The 1,549-nt window shown below is 50.4% G+C and carries 1 rRNA gene; it reads right to left on the bottom strand.

The annotated features are described in order from the left end of the window. Positions 1-74: 74 nt before the first annotated feature. Positions 75-1,549 (bottom strand): 16S ribosomal RNA (locus tag KA858_RS11535); the annotation flags it as partial.

Below are 1,549 nucleotides of genomic sequence, written 5' to 3'. Positions count from 1 at the left end.
ATAAACATTCAAAACTGAATACAATATGTCACGTTATTCCTCATCTCTACGAGATGTTCCGAATATATCCTTAGAAAGGAGGTGATCCAGCCGCACCTTCCGATACGGCTACCTTGTTACGACTTCACCCCAATCATTTGTCCCACCTTCGACGGCTAGCTCCAAATGGTTACTCCACCGGCTTCGGGTGTTACAAACTCTCGTGGTGTGACGGGCGGTGTGTACAAGACCCGGGAACGTATTCACCGTAGCATGCTGATCTACGATTACTAGCGATTCCAGCTTCATGTAGTCGAGTTGCAGACTACAATCCGAACTGAGAACAACTTTATGGGATTTGCTTGACCTCGCGGTTTCGCTGCCCTTTGTATTGTCCATTGTAGCACGTGTGTAGCCCAAATCATAAGGGGCATGATGATTTGACGTCATCCCCACCTTCCTCCGGTTTGTCACCGGCAGTCAACTTAGAGTGCCCAACTTAATGATGGCAACTAAGCTTAAGGGTTGCGCTCGTTGCGGGACTTAACCCAACATCTCACGACACGAGCTGACGACAACCATGCACCACCTGTCACTTTGTCCCCCGAAGGGGAAAGCTCTATCTCTAGAGTTGTCAAAGGATGTCAAGATTTGGTAAGGTTCTTCGCGTTGCTTCGAATTAAACCACATGCTCCACCGCTTGTGCGGGTCCCCGTCAATTCCTTTGAGTTTCAACCTTGCGGTCGTACTCCCCAGGCGGAGTGCTTAATGCGTTAGCTGCAGCACTAAGGGGCGGAAACCCCCTAACACTTAGCACTCATCGTTTACGGCGTGGACTACCAGGGTATCTAATCCTGTTTGATCCCCACGCTTTCGCACATCAGCGTCAGTTACAGACCAGAAAGTCGCCTTCGCCACTGGTGTTCCTCCATATCTCTGCGCATTTCACCGCTACACATGGAATTCCACTTTCCTCTTCTGCACTCAAGTTTTCCAGTTTCCAATGACCCTCCACGGTTGAGCCGTGGGCTTTCACATCAGACTTAAAAAACCGCCTACGCGCGCTTTACGCCCAATAATTCCGGATAACGCTTGCCACCTACGTATTACCGCGGCTGCTGGCACGTAGTTAGCCGTGGCTTTCTGATTAGGTACCGTCAAGACGTGCACAGTTACTTACACGTATGTTCTTCCCTAATAACAGAGTTTTACGATCCGAAGACCTTCATCACTCACGCGGCGTTGCTCCGTCAGGCTTTCGCCCATTGCGGAAGATTCCCTACTGCTGCCTCCCGTAGGAGTCTGGACCGTGTCTCAGTTCCAGTGTGGCCGATCACCCTCTCAGGTCGGCTACGTATCGTCGCCTTGGTAAGCCGTTACCTTACCAACTAGCTAATACGGCGCGGGTCCATCTATAAGTGATAGCAAAACCATCTTTCACTATCGAACCATGCGGTTCGAAATATTATCCGGTATTAGCTCCGGTTTCCCGAAGTTATCCCAGTCTTATAGGTAGGTTACCCACGTGTTACTCACCCGTCCGCCGCTAACGTCAAAGGAGCAAGCTCCT

The sequence above is a fragment of the Staphylococcus sp. GDX8P80P genome (assembly GCF_017893095.1).
Classification (GTDB): Bacteria; Bacillota; Bacilli; order Staphylococcales; family Staphylococcaceae; genus Staphylococcus; species Staphylococcus borealis.
This window is presented reverse-complemented; position numbering and strand designations above follow the sequence as displayed.